This window comes from Streptococcus oralis (assembly GCF_001075675.1).
GTDB classification, from domain to species: domain Bacteria; phylum Bacillota; class Bacilli; order Lactobacillales; family Streptococcaceae; genus Streptococcus; species Streptococcus oralis_V.
Genome location: NZ_JUNW01000019.1, coordinates 49,239 through 68,697 on the forward strand (window position 1 = coordinate 49,239; position 19,459 = coordinate 68,697).

The following is a 19,459-nucleotide window of genomic DNA, read 5'->3' on the forward strand; positions in this document are numbered from 1 at the left end:
ATAGGAACAGTCAATTGAACTGCTCCTATTTTTCTGCTAAATATATTGTAGTTTTCTTATATGTATAATGATAGATTAGCGGATTCTCATCTACGGTACTTACTTCAAATATGAAGAAGTGATCGCGGTTATCTCTGGACTTTTCCTTATTGAGGACAAAGTAATTCTTACGTGAAGTCGCCATTGTTTTTAGGATATCATCAGTTAGGAAGGTCAATGGAATATTCATGTTAGAGTAGCGGTAGAAGTCACGTTCAAAATCTTGGTAGCTCTCGCTATAATAGTCCATTTGTAGGTGATTACGCTGAAACTCAAGCTGATTCATAGAGCACCTCCTCGACAAGTTCAATACTAATAATGTCTTTTAATTTCAAATTGATGTGACCTGTTGTAGTTTTTATCAAAATGAAATCTTTGGTCAGACTTGGTATTGTTCCAGTGTAGGAAACACGCTTGTTTTTTTCAATCACTTGAATGCGTGTGCGTAGCTGCCCGGCGTATACTTGACTGAGGAGTAATAATTTCTTCTCTAGTGATAAGTCAGACATGTACGTTACTTTGTTTGTATCATCAGAGAGTGCTGATGCATGTTCAGATAGGAAAAAGCCCATCCATTTTTGCATCTTTGTATCCTGGTACTCTCTTGCTGACTGAAATGGTAAGGATGAACGGTCAATCATTTTAATCCCTCCAATCCACCAGCGGAATGACCGCCAATAAGTTTACTGCGTTCAATATTTTAGGAACCTTCAGTTAGGACGGTTCCTTTTTGTATGGCTAAAAAGCCAAACTGTTCTCTGACAACATCAATAGCTGTCTGAAGTCTATTTTCTTTTTCAATTTCTTCTACATCATGCAAAATGAGGACAACCCTTTTACTACCAAGGTGTTCTGTGCAGAATGCGGTTCAGCTTTTGGACGTAAGAACTGGACGACCAGTCGTGGCAAACGTAAAGTTTGGCAGTGTAACAACCGTTATAAGGTAAAGGGACAGATTGGTTGTCAGAATAACCATATCGATGAGGGAACACTAGAGAAAGCTGTAATGATGGCAGTTAAACTACTGAGTGAGAATATGGATTTGTTGCATGGAAAGTGGAATAAGATCTTGGAAGAAAACCAGTTATTAGAAAAGCATTACAGTGTGTTACTGGCTGAATTGATAAATAAGGAGTGTTGGGAATATGATTCCTTTGAGATGTGTCAGGTACTAGATAGTATTTTGATTTCGGAGGATGGACAGATAACCGTTAGATTTTTGGAAGGAACAGAAGTTGATTTATAAGGCTGTAGGCATAGTATAGTTCACTATGTTTGCAGCCTTTTTTCTTGTTTAGTGGTATAATTATATGTAGGATTTTTTTAATATCGGTTACTTTTTATGAATTAACCAAAAAACTAAAATGGAGTTGTTTTATAATGAGATATTCTGAAGAAGCATTACAATCATGGATTAAGCCGTTATCTGCCACTGAAGAAACACGGGTTGAAAATACTATTGGAATGATTAAAGATGCAATAGAAAGGAGTGGGCTCTCTTCAAAGTATGAATATGAAATTTTTGCCCAAGGTTCTTATGCAAATAATACGAATGTAAAGAAAAATAGCGACATTGATATCTGTATCATGGTGAAATCTTTATTTTATTGTGAGTATGTAGATGGGTTATCGGACCTAGACTATAATTACTCTAGTAGCAGCACCAATGCTAATGTATTTAAAAACGAAGTGATTAAAGCGTTAATTTCAAAATTTGGTGCAGAATCAGTTTCTATTGGCAATAAGTGTATCAATATTAATTCTAACTCATATCACGTAAATGCAGATGTAGTCCCATGTTTTCAATATCGAAATTATAGATATATTGGTAGCAGGTCATCTGAAAAATTTGTTGAAGGCATCAAATTTTTTACCTCAAACGGAAATTATGAAGTAATTAATTATCCTAAAGTTCATATACAAAATGGTATCTCTAAGAATAAATCTACTCACTATAAATATAAATATTTAGTTAGGATTATGAAGCATATTAAGAACGAGATGCAGGAGCTAGGATTGACAAACGAACGCATTTCTTCATATTTGATAGAATGTTTGGTCTGGAATATACCTGAACAGATGTTTTTCAATAGTAATAGCTACACAGGGTTGTTACAGCAAGCGTTATATTACATAGTGTCTCAAGTGAATTTAAATTGGGTTGAAGTAAGTGGAATGTATTACCTTTTTCGTTCAGAGCAGAAATGGAATTTACAGGATACAAAAACTTTTTTAGTTAGAATGATTGAATTTTTGGATTATAAATAAAACTTATGAATGAACAGCAGAAAAAATTTTTGAATATTACAATATGGGTTTTTGCAATTTGCTTGTTATTAAGATTGTTAATAAGTGGCCAAGAGATTGCAGTGAATCTTAAATCTGATATTTTGGCATTGGTATATTCAGCCATTGGGTATATTGGTGAAGCTATATCAGTTACAGCAATTATTATGGCTATTTTTGAAAAAACAGCATGGCGGTGGCCATTACTATCTAAGATTCATAATGTTCCAATTTTATTTGCGAATTATGTAGGTAGTTTCAAGACGGACTATGATCAGAATGAAAGAAATTGTGAACTTACTATTGAACAGTCATTTACGACTATTAAAGTTAAGTTTAAAACGGGTGAAAGTTCGAGCCATAGCATTACAGCATCAATTATCAATGATAATGGAACACAAAAATTAATTTATACATATTTAAATAGCCCAAGGGCTGAATTGCAAAGTCCTATACATTATGGGACGGTAATTCTTGATATTGATAATCCAAATCAACTAGAAGGAAATTATTATACTAATCGAGGAACCAAAGGTTCAATGAGTTTTGAGATAAACAACCCTTCTCGCTAGTTGGATTTGTAAAGATTTAAATAAAGAAAGAAGAACTAACTATCGGAAACTTGGCATAGATGTAACAATACTGTATATTAACGAAGCCGTAAATACTCGCATTAGTTACGTTTAATAGTTTAATACGGATATTCAGCAGCTTTGATTTCGTTTCACAGTATAGGTAGTAACCGTCAAGACACGTCGAGGCGGTATCACTGCTTGTACGAGCTGAGGCATCAGCGAAGTAGAAGTAGATGCTCCGCCCATGGGATAGGACTCGTAGAATGAGGAGGGAAACCGACGAAATGATACGGTAAGTCCGAACCGCTGATTGTGTAGCTCTGCTCGTCCGATCTGAGACAGTCGAAAAGTAGAAAGGGATGGTATTGGTATCAATCAATGAGTAACAAAGTAACAGCGTGATTCGAAACATTTGCTTGTAATTTGCGGAGGAACATCAATATGGATGGAATAACAAAAGGTTCTATAAAAACGGCTAAACTAATAAAACAATTATGGCCCCAATTGACCGATAAAGAAGCTTTTGATGAAGTAAAAAAATATACGAATGGCAAAAATACTGCAATCTTTACTGAAGTTGAAGGTGATACAATTGTAGGTCTAGCACTATGTTCACTTAGATTTGATTATGTTGAAGGTTGTAAATATAGTCCTGTTGGATTCTTAGAAGGGATTATTGTCGACGAGGAATATCGTTTAAAGAATATTGCTAAAAATCTCTGTACAAAATGTGAGGAATGGGCGAAAAATAAAGGATGTAAGGAATTTGCAAGTGACTGTACTTTAACGAATACGGATTCTATAAGATTTCATCTCAATATTGGATTTCAGGAGGCAAATAGAATTATTCACTTTAAGAAGAAATTATAATTTAGAAACGTGAATAAACTTGTTTAAATTTTATGTCTCTTTAGAAAGTGTGTTAACTTGAAAGAACAAATTTTTTTGATGGGTGGGAATCCCCCAATAACGAAATATAACATTGTTGATAAAATTGTATTATCAAGCAAGATTGAAAGAATTGTTATTTTTACAGTTTTTCGAGATAATTGGCAACCCTATATGAAAAGGTACACGGAAGTTTTCCAAAGTCAATTTCCTAATCTAAACACTGATTACTTACTTTTGGACACTGAGCAGATTGATTTTGATAGCTATTTAGATGCTGATCTAATCATCATTGGTGGAGGAAATACGGAAAAATATATAGCTACTTATGTCAATCAGGAGTTCAAAAATTATATCGATCATATGCTTAATAAAGGGGCAAAAGTTATAGGGTTTTCTGCAGGAGCCCTATTATTAGGAGAAAAAGTCTATGTCTCACCTAATGATAATTCAGATCATCAGATAAAGATAAAAAATGGATTAGGACTCTTTAGTCAGTTTTTAATTAGTGTCCATTATGATTCATGGAATGATAAAGCAAATAAGGATAGAGCTGAAGAACTTGTTGATGTTCCCATAATTCCACTAAATGATCATTCATGTCTTATATTGAATAAACTTGGAAATATCATAGAGAAAATTGACTAGTTTTTATCATGCGAATCTGAATCTACGAAACTAAAGTATTGACGAAATGAATAATGAAAAACCTTGATTGTAAGGCTTTTTTGTGTTTTTATGATAGAATATAGGTAGTTATAATCGAGAGCAACTAAGAAGCAGTAACAAATATTACATATAAAATAATCAAAATAAGGAAGATAAAATGACAGAAATTGACAAAAAGAAATTTAAAAATTATCTTTATTGTACATTTGGAATTACTTATATAGCTTGGGGGCTTCTTGCCATCTTTACTCAATCTTATATTTTGGGATTAGAAACATTTATAGGGAGAATGTTACATATAGTAGGTGCGCTTGGTCCAGCTATTGCAAGTGGCTTTTATTTGAAAAGGAATAATATAAAATTTAAACATTTTGTATTTACTAAAAGAAAAAGTAGTAGTATTTATTTCATTATTCATTTGTTAGCAATTTTGATACTATTTTCTGTATCTTCCTTAGAATTAAATGAAGTATCAATTTATCTGATGCCACTATTCTTTATTCAATTAATTTTTTTTGGTGGCGGACATGAAGAATTAGGATGGAGAGGTATACTACAACCTTTACTTGATAAAAAATATACTTATTGGCAATCTAATTTGATTGTAGGTTCAATCTGGGGAATTTGGCATCTGCCTTTATGGTTTATAGTTGGAGAAAGTCATCAAGGATTTCCTTTTATTTTATTTTTTATATATACATTATTTTTAAGTTTTGTTTTAGGGCTTCTTTACCGTCAAACGAAATCTGTGGGATACTGTATATTATTTCATGCGTTCGCAAATTTGTTAAATCTCTATTTTGTGTTAAAAATTAATGTTATTTTTATTATCATTTTTATTGGTTATTTGATTTATACGATATTGGCTAGTAATAGAATTAGTTAGGAAAAGGATATTAAATTTTAGGAAAGGAACTATTATCATGGGAATATTCGATGATTTTGAGTACAAAGAAAACTACCTAGATGAAGAAATAGTGATTGAAGTACTTAAAAAGATTTTAAGAGCAATTCATCTAAATAATTATAGAGATATTATGGATTGTGTTGATGGTTCGGAAGTTGATGATGTAAGAGAGTTGCTTGAATATATTGACGATTCATTACAATTAAATGATTTTGATAAAATTGATGAATATGGAGTAGATTGTAATTTCCATCCGAATTATGAGTATTCCCAACTACAAGTTTATGAATTTAATGATCAAACTGGCTTTATTGTTGAATATGAGATGACCTCCGATTCTGAATTAGTAGATTTAACCCTACAATTAGAATTTTTATACAATAATGATGGTTACAAAATAACTTCTATAGATGTTGATCCTGGATAATCTTTAGTTAAATATCTTCGTTATGTAATACATGTGTATACTAAGGATAGATAATTAGGTTGTAAGTTGCTTAAATCTTGGTTGGTTTTTCAAATATCGGAAGGATTAATGATGTATCTATTAGAATTGTACCAAAACAATTATTCAAAGGATTTAGTCGTATTTGAGACTTTAGAAGAAGGAAAAGCCTTTGTAGCTCAAATCCCTGGATATACTCTAGAAAATGAAGATGGTTTTAAAGTAGAGTATGTTAATCCTAAACACTTGCCGGATTATATGGAAATTGTCTTCAATGGAAATATCGTCCCTTTATCTAGATTTTCGTTTGACCCTGAGAAAAATGTTGAGATCATTTGGAAAGAAATTTCGAATCTGTCCCTTAAAAACAATAAAGTAATCGAAGGAGCTACAAAAGTAGATGCGTATGTCGTCAATAACTATGAAGTGATAGCCTATATCGAAGCAAGAGAAAAAAACTTCCACAAGGCAAAAGCTTTCTTAGAAAGCAAAGGGTATGAAGTAGATAGAAGCTATTTCGGAAGTGAAGATGGCGAAGCGATTCTCTATAGAAAAAAAGGAATCAAAGATTGGCACTTCTTGTGTCACCTAGATCCAATGTTTGTAGAGATTGAAGATGTAGAGGGATATATGGAAGAAGAGCTGGAAGAAATGCAATAGTCAACAAAAGTTCCTTGTGAGTATATATCTTTGAAGATAAAGCTCAGCTAAATATTTCACTTTTACATTTCTAGGCGAGACGCTTCAAAGCTTTATTAGAGCTTTGAACTCTGCAAACAAATTTTATTAAAGAATGCTAAGAAAAATATAAAGAGTAAAGTGGATTAAATCTGAAACTTTTTCATTGGTAACATCATCTATAATAGCAATGGTAACATAGGTACAAATATAACTGATCTTAAGAAGAAAGTTGCTATTAGTTCAACATCAATAGTAAGGCGAGATAGAACTATAGATGTTAATGTAGATATACTTATGAGTGATCTTTACTTTTTGATCTGAGATAACTAAATATCATTGGTTGTTCAAGATGTTTTATTAGACGACAACGTAGATAATCGATAAAAAGTTATCTATAAGAATGATTGATAAAGGAATTAAAAATGAGAACAAAAAATTTACCACCATATGCCCCTACTTTAATAGAGTCAACTAGAGCAATTGGATATTCACTTGAGACAGCAGTGGCTGATATTATTGATAACAGTATTGCGGCAAATGCAAAAGATGTTATTATTAATTTTTTTCCAATAGACGATGCATATATTACAATTCTTGATAATGGTAAGGGAATGACAGAGGAAGAAATTGATGTTGCTATGCAATATGGGAGTAAGAATCCAATAGAAGAGAGAAGTGAAAAAGATTTAGGCCGTTTTGGTTTAGGGTTAAAAACAGCATCGTTATCACAATGTAGATGTCTTACTATTATCTCTAAGCAAGGGAGGTATATAGTTGGACGTCAATGGGATATAGATCATGTTTCTGAAGTCGGTGATTGGTCTTTAAATGTTTTGGAAGAAGAAGATATTTGGTGTATACCTCAAATTGACAAATTGGTAAAAAACGAATCTGGTACATTGGTGGTATGGCAAAAATTAGATCGTTTGAAGGCTGGAGAGTTTAATTTTGAACTATCGTTAGGTCGAAATATTGACCATGTCAGAGATCATCTTTCTCTTGTTTACCATCGTTACTTAGCAGGTGAATCAGGTATCACAAAACTTAAAATTTCAATTAATGGCGAAAATATCAAAGGAATAGATCCGTTTTTATCTGAGAAAAGTGTTCAAGTTATGGATGATGAAACATTAGTTATTCATGGAAATAAGATATTAGTTCGACCTTATGTACTTCCTCACATATCTAATCTGTCATCTGAAGAAATAAAATTACTTGGGGGTAAAGATGGACTACGAAAACAACAAGGTTTTTATATATATAGAAACAAAAGATTGTTGGTTTGGGGGACTTGGTTCAGAATGATGCGGCAAGGAGATTTATCAAAACTTGCCAGAATTCGTGTTGATATTCCAAACACGTTAGATCATCTGTGGAATTTAGACATAAAGAAATCATCCGCATCACCTCCAGCAGAAGTTAAAAAGAACTTGGAGGTAATTATTAATCAAATTGCTGAGAGGAGTAAAAGAACTTGGACCTTTAGAGGAAAAAAAGAGGTAAGTGATACCGAAACTCATGTGTGGAATCGCATTAAAAATAGACATGGCGGATTTTATTATGAAGTTAATCGTAAACATCCGATTGTGCAACAAATGATAAAAGTGAATCCTAATATAGAGGTGTCTCTAAATGCCTTGTTACAACAAATTGAGATAGGTTTGCCACTTAATCAATTATATGTGGATCTGAATAATGATGAGCAAATAACTAATGATAATGAACAGTCAGATGTAGAAATAGTTGAATCACTGCAGGAAATGATTACGATGTGTGTTGGCAAACAAGAAAAATGTAATCTACTGGATGCTATTGATTGCATTGAACCTTATTCGGCACATCATGATATAGTAGAAAAAATTAAGGAGGATATTTTGAAGAATGATTAATCCATATGTTGAACAATTAGAAAATATAATTTCCGCATTTGTTAACAATATTTATAAGGAAGTTCCACCTACAGAAGAAGAATTTCTAAAGGAAGCCACTAAGATTAGAAATGCAAATTCATCTATTATGCCGGTTTCAGATGATGAATTTGCAGAGATAATTTCTAGACTCAAGCAATCATTAGTAATCCAGATGGATATTGGGGTATATATTAATGATCGGAACAATGGGCATCAATCATGGTTACCTTCAAAGAGAGCCGACCTCGATTTCTTCTTTTGGAACAGGTATAAGAAATATCTGGAACAAATGAAACATTGGAATCCGAGAGTTACAACAAATCTTGGTAAAGTTTCAGATGAAATATTAGATTTATGTGGTGATCCGTCAGAAGATCATTTTTCAATAAAAGGTCTGGTTCTAGGAGATGTACAGTCAGGGAAAACTGCTAACTACACAGCTATTTGTAACAAAGCTGCGGATACGGGGTATCGAATTATTATTGTTTTAGCAGGTATGCAGGAGAATTTGCGTAAGCAAACACAAGAAAGATTGGATGCAGAATGTACTGGAAGAAAAAGCGAATATTATCTGGATCCTAAAGCCGAACAAGGTATAAAGAATCAGCCAGTCGGTGTAGGAAGATATGGAACAGATAAAAAAATCGTTGCTTTTACTTCCGTGACCAAAGATTTTGATAGCGGTATTCTTAAAAACAATAACTTAGGTATAGAAAATGTTAATTGTCCTGTCATTTTAGTTGTGAAGAAAAATAAAAGAATTTTGAATAATTTGATCAAGTGGCTATCAGATAATAACACGCAAAATGCTGCTGGACAGATTGATCTGCCTCTCATGCTAATTGATGATGAGGCTGATAACGCATCAGTTAATACAAAAGATAAAGATTCTCAGCCTGCAGCAATTAATGACTGTATTAGACGTTTATTGAATCTATTCAGTAAAACTACGTATTTAGGTATTACGGCGACACCTTTTGCAAATATATTTATCGATCCAGAAAAAGATGCTGATCTCTTCCCAGCTGATTTTATATATGCACTGTCCGCTCCGACTAATTATATTGGGGCTGATAGAATATTTGGAGAAAATTCTGATAGAGATCACATGATTCAGGAGATTGACATAGAAGAGTTAGAAGCGTGTTTTCCTCCAAAACATAAAAAAGACTTTGTGGTAGAAGATTTACCTGAAGATTTATATGAAGCCGCTTATTATTTCTTGTTATTAAATGCAATTCGTGATTATAGAGGTGACCTTACAGAACATAGGTCTATGATGGTACATATAAGCCTTTATACCAATGTTCAAAATCAGATACAAGAAATACTGAATGAGTGGTTAGATCAGGTGAAATCGGATGTTCGAAACTACGCTAAATTACCACTTTCTCAAAGTGAAAAAATAAAAAATATAAAGGCGATGCATGTTGTTTGGGACAAATATCATTTGAGTGAGATTGTTGAAATAAAATGGGAAGACATGCTAAAAAAATATTTGCACAAGGCAATTTCTCCTATTGAAGTTCGTGCAGTGAATATGAAAACTGGTGCATCAAGTTTAGATTATTTTAATCATAAGAATGATGGTTTGCGTGTAATTGCTGTAGGTGGAAATAGTATGTCGCGAGGTTTGACCTTAGAGGGTCTTGGCGTAACATATTTTCATCGAAATACAAAGATGTACGATACTTTGTTACAAATGGGGCGTTGGTTTGGATATAGACCAAATTACGAAGATGTTGCAAAGGTATGGATGACACCAGAGGCTATCGATTGGTACGGACAAATTACTAGAGCTACAGCTGAACTTAAGGAAGAAATCTCGAAAATGAGAAATGCAAATCAAACTCCTAGAGATTTTGGTCTGAAAGTTCGACAAGATCCTGGCGCATTAATTGTGACTGCGCGAAACAAGATGCGTACAGCAACTGATTTGACATGTCCTGTTACAGTGTCTGGCAATTTACTTGAGACACCTAGATTAAAGGCATCTAAAAATATCTTGACTTCAAATGAGTTTGCATTCAAGAATTTTGTGAATTCGTTGAATAGTATTGGAAACAGATTTTTTGATGAAGAACGTACGAAGGGACATTATTATTGGAAAAATGTTCCTGGAGATAATGTGGCTCAATTGTTATTGGATTTCGAGACAAATCCATGGCATTTGAGTTTTAATGGTAGAGCACTTGCAGAGTTTATAGAGAGCCATTATTGGTGCAATGGATGGGATGTAGTATTAATAAAAACAGGATCAGGTATTCCTTTCAATGAACCGTTGCAGTGCGGTGATGAAATGCTAGAGATTGAAGGGACAGAAAAAAGAAAAATTTTAGCTGATAAAAAAATGATCAGTGTGAGTGGCACTAAGTTGCGTGTTGGAGCTGGTGGATGTACACGAATTGGATTATCCAAAGACGAGATTCAAGATGCGGAAGAAGCATATAGAAACATACCAGGAAATGAGAATAAGAAAAATATTCCGGACAAAGCGTATTTGATAGCCAACAGAGATCCTATTTTAATGCTACATATAATACAAGCCGACTATTCAAAGTCTGAGAATAAAGATTTACCTGAATTTTTATTTGCGTTAGGAGTGGGATTCCCTAACACTAGTGGCTCCACTGAAACTGCAAATTATAAGGTTAACTTAATTGAGTTGCGAAATTGGGTGGACGTTTATGACAATTATGATGACGATGAGGATATGTAATGAGTGGTAAAGAAAATGAATTAAGAGAAAAGTGGAATACTATTAATTACTATTCTGGCGGAGCATTGAAATTATCTGTAAAGCATCCGCTTGAGTGGTATGTTCGATATGCAAAGCCGGAGCATAAGTCTGTCGTAATAGTGAGCCAAAAGGCAATTAAAAAAATAGATTCGTCAAAATGTATCGATGCTTCATGTAATCAGAGGAAGGATGGAAAATATGCAATTTCCTTTACATTGATGGATCGAAAACAGGAAGATGTTTTCATAACAATGGCAGGAGATATTATCGAGTATTCCAATGTAGAAACTGATGATATGGCATTGCTTAAGGTATTGCGCAGATATAACGCATGGTTAAAACTATTAGACCATAAAAGCAATGCGGTATTAGGTAGAAATACACAGAAAGGTCTCATTGGAGAGTTGTTGTTCCTGCAGGAAAAGATAGAAAATGGAATGTTACCGTCTGTTGCTTTAGCAGGCTGGGTTGGTTCAGAAGGAGCAGATCAAGATTTTGTATATGCAGATTGTTGGCATGAGATTAAATCTACAGGTGCTTCATCTTCAGAAATATCAATTTCTTCTGTTGAGCAATTAGATAGAAATGATGAAGGAGAATTGGTTATTTATCGTATCGATAAATGTGCACCGGATCAACCAAAATCATTCACGTTATATGGATTGGTTCATGAGGTAATAGAGTTGATTTCACGACACGGCGAAAATCCAGATGAGCTAATATTAAAACTTGGCGCTGCAGGTTATATTGACATGAAAGAATATGATAAACAGCATTTTAGTGTGTCATCAAAGCAAGTATACACTGTAAATGAATCATTTCCGAGAATACGGAGAGTTGATGTTCCGACAGAAATAACGAATGCTGTTTATCAGATAGATATCCCTAGCATAAAAAGCTGGGAAAAGTAACGAAAATGGGAGGATGTTAGCATGGATTCTACCGAATTTAAAAAAGATTTTATAGAGAGTATAAAAACTGCTGCAGCAGTTACAGGAGAAGGGTCATGTGCATCCTTTGTAGATAATATGGCGCAGTATCTAATTGATGCTGAGGCGTTATCAGATTTCACAACGTCTTTTTATAAAGGCAAAAGTGGGCGTAGTAATTATAGAGTAGACGGTTATGTATACGATGAATTCGATAATACGATGAATCTTATTATTGCGGATTTTGATGGTAATGATTTGGAACGCCGACTTACCGGAACAGCTGCGAATAAGGATTTTGGCTTGCTTATGAAATTTCTTGATGCAGCATTGACAACTAATTTATATCAAGAAATAGAGATAAGTACACCATGTGCAGACTTAGTAGATCTTTTAAGGTATAACAAAAAGGCGATTCGTAAATATCGTTTTCTTGTATTTACCGATGCAGATATGAGTGCTGCTATAAAGGCCGTAGAAATTGATGACTATAATTCTATTCCGGTAGAAGGTCAGATATGGAATATTGATCGTTTGTTCAGAGTCTGTTGTTCAGAGCAAGGCCGTCAGATTATTGAGATTGACTTTAAGGAATATTGTGGTGAAGGTATTCCGTGTATAGAAGCTAGCTCAGCGTCTACAGAACAGTACAGTAGCTATCTGGGAGTAATTCCTGGAACTGTTTTGGCTGATATATATGACAAGTATGGAAGTAAACTTTTGGAGGGAAATGTCAGATCATTCTTATCTACTAAAGTGGCGGTCAATAAGAAAATAAGAGGTACTATCTTGAACAATCCGCAGATGTTTTTTGCGTTTAATAACGGTATATCAGCAACTGCAATGGATGTTGAGATAGAGGATACAAACCATGGAAGATTTATCACATTTGTTAGAGATTTTCAGATTATTAATGGTGGACAGACAACGGCCTCTATTTCAAATGCAAGATATAAAGACAAAGCAGATTTGTCATCTATTTTTGTGCAAATGAAATTGACTTCAATTGATGAATCAACACCAGAAGAGTCAGACGAGTTGATCAGAAATATTTCTAGATCATCAAACAGTCAAAATAAGGTTAGTGATGCAGACTTTTTTGCATCTCATCCATTTCATCGTCGTATGGAACAAATATCAAGACACTTATTTGCACCGGCATCTGAAGGCGCACAGTATGAAACGAAATGGTTTTATGAAAGAGCAAGAGGACAATATCTGCAAGAACAAATGCGCTTGACACCTGCAAAGAAAAAACAATTTGAGTTGCAACATCCTAAAAATAAGGTAATTAAGAAAACAGATCTTGCAAAGGTTCAGAATACATGGAGAGGATTCCCTCAGGTTGTAAGTAAGGGTGCGCAGACCAATTTTAATTCGTTTGCAGAGTACATTGATGAGCAATGGAATGCAAATGAGGAACAGTTTAATGAGAGATATTTCCAAACTACTGCAGCCTTGATTCTTTTGTTCCAATATTTAGAGAAGACTATACCAAAACAGCCTTGGTACGAGGGTGGATACCGTGCAAATATCATATATTACACATTGGCACAATTTAGAAGATTGTTACATAGCCAATATAAAGGACAAGAACTTGATTTGATGTTGATATGGAATAGGCAGAGTGTGCCTGAACAAGTGGGTACAGTTTTAATAGCATTGGCAGAGTTGGTCCTTCTACGAATAACTGATCCGTCAAGAAAAGTCGCAAACGTTACTCAGTGGTGTAAGAGAAATGATTGTTGGGAAGATGTAAAGAAGATACATATTGATATTCCTGAAGATATTGAGAACTGTTTAATTACTATCGATGAACAGAAGGTTGCACAGAAATCCGCTAAGAAAGAGCAAAAGGTTGTAAATGAAATTCAGGCACAGACAACGGTTGTTAATTATCCTGTAGAAATGTGGATGCGATTATCGGAGTTTGTTGTTAGAAATCATATGGTTACACCTACAGATGTGTCTGCATTAGCGATTGCATGTAAAATGCCTGCTAAAATACCAAATACATATCAATGCAAACGTTTACTTGCATTGTTGCGCAAAGCCTCCGAAGAAGGCTTTAATACTGAAGCGTAAGATGGAGGAACTATGTTTAATACAATAGATTTGTTTGCAGGTGCCGGAGGATTGAGCATGGGATTTATGCAAACAAAAAAATTCGATATAAAAGTTGCATATGAATTTAATCCTGCAATGCAGGAAACCTATAAGAAAAATCATCCGGGAGTAGCTGTATTTGGTGATGTTAGAGATGCTAACTATGCAGAAATAAAAGAAAAATATGGCGATATTGATGTTGTGATTGGAGGACCGCCTTGTCAGGGATTTTCTAATGCAAATAGGCAAAAGAATCATGCAATTAGTCAGAATAATTCCCTGGTGAAACAGTATATTAGAGCAATCTTGGAATTAAGACCAAAAGCATTCGTAATGGAAAATGTGAGTATGCTTAGATCAGATGTTCATAGATTCTACTTATGTGAGGATGACCTAGAATTAGTGGATAGCAATGTGATTGAAACTGCTAATACGGAGTTGGCTTTACTGGATGCTGAGTTTATGTTTGATGGGGCGATTAATGTTGTGCAGTCTGAGCAAGAAATTGCTCGATATAAATGGGATGATTTTGATTATCTCGAATTGAACGTCATCTATAAAGCGTCTAAGAATGTAACCAAATTTAAAGATGTATTGGAAAAGCACAGACCGCGTTTGATAAAAATATCAGAAAAGCACACCGAGCAAAATGAAGATGATTTCATTCTCAACGCTGATAATGTTGCGTTTAATGCAATGCTGGATTACTACGCTGGAAAAATAGAAGAATCTCAGATCAAGACACTAATTGAACCGGCAATTATGTACCAAAGAATGATAAGTAAGGCGCAGGAGATATATGAAAACGATATTGTGGTTGATAGCTATACCGATAATAAAGGACTAATTGCAAATATACGTTCATTTGCTATTTTTGATTATTTAAAGGCAAAGTTGCAGAGGAGCGATGATGACGATGGATATGTTATTACGGAAGATGTTCTATCCGCAACTCAATTTGGAGCTCCACAAAAAAGAATGCGTTTTGTTGTAATGGGTATCCGTAAAGATATTGCAAATGAGATTAAACTTCCAGAAGGAAAATATAAAGACGGTCCATATAGGACGGTTGCAGACGCTATCCAAGATTTAGAAGATGTTGAGCCAGTCTATAATGTATCCGATGATAAAAATGGCATAAAGCTACAAGCTAAAACTGATTTAAGTGATTTAGCTCAGACTCTTCGAGATTCTAAGATATTGTATAATCATATTATAACGAAAACAACACCAACAGCTATGGAGCGTTTTAAAGCGTTAGAACAAGGACAAAATTTTCATTCTTTATCGGAAGAAATGAAAACAAACACCTATACGGATGTTACAAGAACACAGAACACGATCTACCTTCGTCTAAAATATGATGAGCCGTCGGGTACCGTTGTTAATGTGCGTAAATCAATGTGGGTACATCCTACAAAAGACAGAGCTGTGAGTATAAGAGAAGCAGCTCGTTTACAGACCTTTCCAGATAGTTTTGTTTTTTTGGGAACAAAAGATAAGCAATATCAGCAGGTAGGAAATGCAGTACCGCCTATAATGGCAAAAGCAATAGCAGAAAAATTAGCCTACCAGCTTAATAAAGCGTTATCAAAGGACTAAGGAGATACTTATGAGTCGAAGAGCATATTATTTTGATTCTATAACCAACTTTATATTAGAGGATGATGAGTCTGTTCTCAGCAAATTATTGATTAATAATGAGTTTGAGACTACAGATCTCCAAAAGTTGGCTTGGAGATCTGAGATTCAAATTCTGAAGGAGCAATTAATTAAATTTTCTCAGGGTGAGATTATTTTCGAATATACTATACCAAGAATGGGACATAGAGTAGATGTGATATGTTTAATAGAGGGAATTATTTTTCTGTTAGAGTTTAAAGTAGGTGATAAAGAGTACAAGAAATCTACCACAGACCAGGTAATGGATTATGCGTTGGATTTGAAATATTTTCATGATAAAAGTAGGACTAGGTATCTTGTCCCGATTAACGTTTCAACGAAGGCGACAGAAAAACAGAATGAGTATAATTATAGGACAGATAATATTCTTAACACACTCTTTTGTAATGAAAATAATATTGGAAGTACTATTCAAGAAACTATTTCAAGAATTAATGACAAACCGTTATCTGCAAAGGAGTGGATGAATTCTAGATATACCCCAACACCTACCATAATTGAAGCCGCTCAGGCATTGTATAGAAAACATGGTGTTGAAGATATTTCTAGGAATGATGCTGGTGTAAAGAATTTATCTATAACGACAGATGCAATTTCTAATGTAATCGATCGATGTAAGAAGAACAATGAAAAAGCAATATGTTTTGTTACAGGAGTACCTGGTGCTGGAAAAACACTTGCTGGCTTGAATATAGCAAACGAATGCCATCATTTTAATGAAAATGAGCATGCTGTTTTTCTTTCAGGAAATGGTCCACTGGTTGATGTTTTGCAAAATGCGCTCGCAATAGATCGTGTAGAGAGAGAAGGCATAACTAAGAAAAGTGCCCTTCGAGAAACGAAAGCCTTCATTCAAATTATTCATAAGTTCAGAGATGAAGCTTTGAGTACGAATATGGCACCAGTAGAAAAGGTAGCAATTTTTGATGAGGCTCAAAGAGCATGGAACAAAAAGTCACTCACTGATTTTATGAAGCGGAAAAAAGGAATCCCCGATTTTAATCAGTCAGAACCTGATTTTTTGATAAGTATTATGGATCGACATAGAGATTGGGCTGTTATAGTTTGTCTTGTGGGTGGGGGACAAGAAATTTATAACGGAGAAGCAGGAATTAAAGATTGGTTTGAAACTTTGACAGATAATTATCCAGATTGGAAGATATATCTTTCGGATAAAATTACAGATACAGAATACGTTGGAAATTCAGATATCGTAACATTATTGCATGGACGAGAGTATCATAGCATTTCCGATTTACATTTAGGGATTTCGTTACGCTCATTTAGAAGCGAAAAATTAGCGCTTTTTGTGAAATTGTTGTTAGATGGAAGCACACAAGAAGCACGAAATATCTTTTGTGAACTTGAACAATCATATCCAATTTTTCTGACACGGAATTTTGAATTAGCGAAAAAATGGGTGAAAGACCAGGCTCGTGGAACAGAAAGATATGGACTTTTAGCAAGCTCAGAAGGAAAAAGATTGCGAGCTGAAGGTATATGGGTTCCATCAGATATAAATCATGTAGGGTGGTTTTTGAATGGAAAAGAGAGTGTTGACTCTTCATATTATTTAGAGGTGGCGGCGTCTGAATTTAAAGTGCAAGGTTTAGAGCTTGATTATGCAATACTAGCATGGGATGCTGATTTTAGATATACAACTGAAGGTTTTGATTATTTTAAATTTAGAGGCACGAAGTGGAATCATGTTAATCAGGAACAAAGACAGAGATACATGAAAAACGCTTATCGAGTTTTGTTAACCAGAGCAAGACAGGGATTGGTTATATATGTTCCTGAAGGTTCAGAAGAAGATTCATCAAGAAACAGGGATTATTATGATAAAACTTTTCAATATTTGAAGAGTTGTGGAATAGAAGAGTTACAAAATGGTAATTAAAAGGAGAAGTGAGCAGGGCAAATGAGTTGTTTAGAAAAGTCTCTCAAGAGGATGAAGAGCTCTATATCGTACAGAAGTCTAAAGAATTTTTAAAAGTTGAGTGTTTTATTTGACAGATTAACGTCTCTATTCTAGTTAGTGGATTCGATTTTTCAAGCATTTAGATGGCGTTTACATAACTCAAGTGATATAATTAGTTACTAGAAATTTTGTAACTATTTAAGGAGTATTATCAATGAAAAAAGCAATGTTAATTATAAACCCTACCTCTGGTGGGGAAAAGGCTTTGGATTATAAGGCCAAGCTGGAGAATAAGGCCAAAGATTATTTTGAGCACGTGGAAACCAAAATTACTGAAAAAGCGCTGGATGCAACACACTTTGCTGAGGAAGCCTCTCGTGAGCAGTACGATGCAGTGGTTGTTTTCGGTGGAGACGGGACTGTCAATGAAGTCATTTCGGGTATTGCTGAGAGAGACTACATTCCTAAGTTAGGGATTATCCCAGGCGGTACAGGTAACCTCATTACGAAACTGTTGGAAATCAATCAAGACATCGATGGTGCGATTGATGAACTTGATTTTAACTTAACCAACAAGATTGATATCGGTAAAGCAAATGATAACTATTTTGGTTATATCTTTAGTATCGGTTCTCTGCCTGAGGCGATTCACAATGTGGAGATCGAGGACAAGACAAAATTCGGTATATTAGCCTATGCTGTAAATACCATGAAGTCTGTGATGACGGATCAGGTCTTTAACATTAAGGTTGAGACAGAAAATGGAAATTATGATGGTGAAGCGAGTCATGTTTTGGTTCTCTTGACAAATTACTTCGCTGATAAGAAAATCTTTGAAGAAAACAAAGACGGCTATGCCAATATTTTGATTCTAAAAGATGCTTCTCTATTCTCTAAATTATCCGTCATTCCTGATTTACTAAAAGGCGATGTTGTCGGCAATGATAATATTGAGTATATCAGAGCTCGTACTATTAAAATCTCTTCAGATAGTGAGTTGGAGTCAGATGTTGATGGCGATAAGTCGGATAACCTACCTGTAGAGATTAAGGTACTGGGCCAGCATATTGAAGTTTTTTCACAACCGAAAGAGTAGAAGATAGAAACAAGTTTGTCTTTCACTGAGAAATAAAGTTTTATATCAAAGATTGGAGGAAGGATGAATTCTCTATTTGATGAATTTCGAACAATTTGTTCTCATTTAAACCAAGTTGGAATCACACCCACGCTCATGGGGTCTTTGGGTTTTGAATACCGTTCAAATGAAGATTGGGAGCCGTCTGACATTGACATTCATGTCTCTGGAGATCCTAGAGGCTGGGAAGCGCCTGATCATCTCAGGATTTATGACTGGGACAAGATAATGAAAGTGATGAACCACTTAGGCTATACCTTGGTAGATATTCACGAGCACGAATTCCAAAAAGATGATGTGAGCGTTGAATTTGGAAGTATCGATTCCTTACCTGATTTTGCAGGAGTTTCGAAATCAGATATAGAGTTGATTCATCTCGAGGACATCACGTTTCGTGTTCCAAGTTTGGAACAGTATTTCAGTATATACAAGGCTTCTTCCCAAGATTCCTATCGAAATGACCACAATAATAATAAAGATTTTAAAAAGATAGATTGGCTTGAAAGGCATTTGTAAATCATCAATCAGAAAGTAGTAGGTATTAA

Annotated in this window: 18 protein-coding genes and 1 pseudogene; 16 read left to right on the top strand and 3 right to left on the bottom strand. The window is 34.5% G+C overall.

Annotated elements, in window-relative coordinates; all coding sequences use genetic code 11:
• Positions 1-25: 25 nt before the first annotated feature.
• From ADM50_RS02635 to ADM50_RS02645, 3 genes and pseudogenes are all read right to left on the bottom strand, one after another.
• A complete protein-coding gene (locus ADM50_RS02635; RefSeq protein WP_001072467.1) occupies positions 26-325 on the bottom strand; it encodes a DUF5960 family protein in 300 nt (99 codons plus the stop codon).
• Positions 312-680 carry a hypothetical protein gene (locus ADM50_RS02640; RefSeq protein ID WP_000567197.1) on the bottom strand — a complete coding sequence of 123 codons (369 nt, stop codon included), beginning with the start codon at positions 678-680 and terminating at the stop codon, positions 312-314. Before ADM50_RS02640 ends, ADM50_RS02635 begins: the two co-directional genes overlap by 14 nt.
• A pseudogene (locus tag ADM50_RS02645) lies at positions 677-856 on the bottom strand (Y-family DNA polymerase); the annotation flags it as partial. The gene ADM50_RS02640 and the pseudogene ADM50_RS02645, both read right to left, overlap by 4 nt.
• On the opposite strand from ADM50_RS02645, the gene ADM50_RS02650 reads away from it, so the two are divergent.
• From ADM50_RS02650 to ADM50_RS02725, 16 genes are all read left to right on the top strand, one after another.
• The gene (locus ADM50_RS02650) at positions 854-1,285 is read left to right on the top strand and encodes a recombinase zinc ribbon domain-containing protein (RefSeq protein WP_001178677.1); all 432 of its coding nucleotides are present in this window, start codon (positions 854-856) and stop codon (positions 1,283-1,285) included. The pseudogene ADM50_RS02645 and the gene ADM50_RS02650 overlap by 3 nt on opposite strands.
• Positions 1,286-1,419: 134 nt before the next feature.
• Complete coding sequence (locus tag ADM50_RS02655; protein WP_001270697.1) at positions 1,420-2,307, top strand: nucleotidyltransferase domain-containing protein; 888 nt, start codon at positions 1,420-1,422, stop codon at positions 2,305-2,307.
• A gap of 5 nt (positions 2,308-2,312) precedes the next feature.
• Positions 2,313-2,897: a Cap15 family cyclic dinucleotide receptor domain-containing protein gene (locus tag ADM50_RS02660; protein ID WP_001005371.1), complete on the top strand. Its 585-nt coding sequence runs from the start codon at positions 2,313-2,315 to the stop codon at positions 2,895-2,897.
• Between the two features lie 444 nt (positions 2,898-3,341).
• The gene (aac(6'), locus tag ADM50_RS02665) at positions 3,342-3,770 is read left to right on the top strand and encodes an aminoglycoside 6'-N-acetyltransferase (RefSeq protein WP_042902296.1); all 429 of its coding nucleotides are present in this window, start codon (positions 3,342-3,344) and stop codon (positions 3,768-3,770) included.
• A 57-nt stretch (positions 3,771-3,827) separates the two neighbouring features.
• On the top strand, positions 3,828-4,436 hold the full coding sequence (locus ADM50_RS02670; protein WP_049484428.1) for a Type 1 glutamine amidotransferase-like domain-containing protein: 609 nt from the start codon (positions 3,828-3,830) through the stop codon (positions 4,434-4,436).
• A gap of 178 nt (positions 4,437-4,614) precedes the next feature.
• On the top strand, positions 4,615-5,343 hold the full coding sequence (locus ADM50_RS02675; protein ID WP_049484429.1) for a CPBP family intramembrane glutamic endopeptidase: 729 nt from the start codon (positions 4,615-4,617) through the stop codon (positions 5,341-5,343).
• A gap of 37 nt (positions 5,344-5,380) precedes the next feature.
• Positions 5,381-5,791 (top strand): DUF7668 domain-containing protein, encoded by a 411-nt coding sequence (locus ADM50_RS02680; protein ID WP_049484430.1) that lies wholly within the window; start codon positions 5,381-5,383, stop codon positions 5,789-5,791.
• A 111-nt stretch (positions 5,792-5,902) separates the two neighbouring features.
• Positions 5,903-6,469: a hypothetical protein gene (locus ADM50_RS02685; protein WP_049484479.1), complete on the top strand. Its 567-nt coding sequence runs from the start codon at positions 5,903-5,905 to the stop codon at positions 6,467-6,469.
• A 443-nt stretch (positions 6,470-6,912) separates the two neighbouring features.
• Positions 6,913-8,379: an ATP-binding protein gene (locus tag ADM50_RS02690; RefSeq protein WP_049484431.1), complete on the top strand. Its 1,467-nt coding sequence runs from the start codon at positions 6,913-6,915 to the stop codon at positions 8,377-8,379.
• Complete coding sequence (locus ADM50_RS02695) at positions 8,372-11,119, top strand: Z1 domain-containing protein (RefSeq protein WP_049484432.1); 2,748 nt, start codon at positions 8,372-8,374, stop codon at positions 11,117-11,119. The genes ADM50_RS02690 and ADM50_RS02695 overlap by 8 nt, the downstream gene beginning before the upstream one ends.
• A complete protein-coding gene (locus ADM50_RS02700; protein ID WP_049484433.1) occupies positions 11,119-12,051 on the top strand; it encodes a PD-(D/E)XK motif protein in 933 nt (310 codons plus the stop codon). The genes ADM50_RS02695 and ADM50_RS02700 overlap by 1 nt, the downstream gene beginning before the upstream one ends.
• Before the next feature lie 21 nt (positions 12,052-12,072).
• Positions 12,073-14,154, top strand: a complete 2,082-nt coding sequence (locus tag ADM50_RS02705; protein ID WP_049484434.1) for an AIPR family protein — start codon at positions 12,073-12,075, stop codon at positions 14,152-14,154.
• A gap of 12 nt (positions 14,155-14,166) precedes the next feature.
• A complete protein-coding gene (locus ADM50_RS02710; protein WP_049484435.1) occupies positions 14,167-15,777 on the top strand; it encodes a DNA cytosine methyltransferase in 1,611 nt (536 codons plus the stop codon).
• Positions 15,778-15,787: 10 nt separating this feature from the next.
• Positions 15,788-17,758: a DUF2075 domain-containing protein gene (locus ADM50_RS02715; RefSeq protein WP_049484436.1), complete on the top strand. Its 1,971-nt coding sequence runs from the start codon at positions 15,788-15,790 to the stop codon at positions 17,756-17,758.
• Positions 17,759-17,993: 235 nt separating this feature from the next.
• The gene (locus tag ADM50_RS02720) at positions 17,994-18,875 is read left to right on the top strand and encodes a diacylglycerol/lipid kinase family protein (protein ID WP_049484437.1); all 882 of its coding nucleotides are present in this window, start codon (positions 17,994-17,996) and stop codon (positions 18,873-18,875) included.
• A 63-nt stretch (positions 18,876-18,938) separates the two neighbouring features.
• The gene (locus ADM50_RS02725) at positions 18,939-19,430 is read left to right on the top strand and encodes a phosphoribosylanthranilate isomerase (protein WP_001086572.1); all 492 of its coding nucleotides are present in this window, start codon (positions 18,939-18,941) and stop codon (positions 19,428-19,430) included.
• Positions 19,431-19,459: the final 29 nt, after the last annotated feature.